Source organism: Stenotrophomonas sp. P5_A9 (genome assembly GCF_056400525.1).
In genome coordinates, this window is record NZ_JBFULC010000146.1 from 1 (window position 1) to 1139 (window position 1139).

General features: G+C 62.4%; 1 protein-coding gene. It reads left to right on the plus strand.

The window, feature by feature from the left end:
* Positions 1-207: 207 nt before the first annotated feature.
* The gene (locus AC1DR7_RS20315) at positions 208-1131 is read left to right on the plus strand and encodes an IS110 family RNA-guided transposase (protein ID WP_478076673.1); all 924 of its coding nucleotides are present in this window, start codon (positions 208-210) and stop codon (positions 1129-1131) included.
* Positions 1132-1139 lie beyond the last annotated feature (8 nt).

Genomic DNA, 1139 nt, shown 5'->3' on the forward strand with positions numbered 1-1139 from the left:
TTATCTGTTTGGAATCTGGCAGCGTAGGCGTCGAGAGCCGGCGTGGGCCGCCGTAGGAGCCTGGATCTCGACGATCGACTTGTAGCTTGGCGCCCACGCCGGAATCTCCCTTGGTCCGCCCGAACAGTTGCTCGAGGTAGCACTCGAAGTGATAAGACTGGGCAAGCGGGGGAGCTCTCGACCTATCCAGCCTAGCGGAGATTTCCCATGAGCGGAATCGGGATCGATGTGTGCAAAAAATACCTGGATGTTGCGGTCTTTCAAGGCCAGGCCCGTCAGTTCACCAACACCGCAGCCGGTCACTGCAAGTTGGTGAGRTGGCTGAATACGATGTCTGTGAAGCAGGTGGTGCTGGAGGCCACCGGCGGCTACGAGCTGGCCGCACTGGATGCCCTGCACCAGGCTGCACTACCGGTCGCCCGTGCCAATGCGCAGCGGGCGCGCAGCTTGGCCAACACCTTGGGGAAGGCCAAGACCGACAGGCTGGATGCGGCCATGCTGGCCTACATGGCAGAGAAAATAGACCTTCATCCCTACGTTCCGCTGGAGCCATGGCAGCGCCACCTGGGCGAGCATGTTCGTGCCCGCCGGCAGGTCATCGAGCTGTTGAAGATGGCAAAGCAGCAGCTGCTGCCAGTGGCGGACAAGCCTCTGCGAAAGATGCTTCAGGGCAACATCAAACAGCTCGTGYGCAGCGTGGCGCGGCTGGATGTGCTGATCGCCGAGCAGCTGAAGACGCTGCTCATCCAACACCCTCACTTGGCGGCGTTGAAGACGCTCAAGGGCGTGGGCCCGGTGTTGCTGGCGGTACTGATGTGCCGGTTGCCAGAGCTGGGAACCCTTGGCGGAAAGCAGATCGCCAGATTGGTAGGCGTCGCCCCGCTGTCGCACGACAGCGGCACCGTGCGTGGCAAACGCGGGATCAAAGGAGGCCGAGCCGACGTCCGGAAGGCGCTMTACATGGCGGCCATGTCCGCCGCCCGTCACGAGCCGCGTCTGCGTGATTTTTACAGGTCGCTGCGTGCACGTGGCAAGGAAGGAAAGGTGGCCCTGGTAGCKGTGATGCGCAAGATGCTGGTCATCCTCAAYGCGCGCGTGCGCGATGAAAGAGCCGCCATGSGCCCAGCCTGAACGCCTTG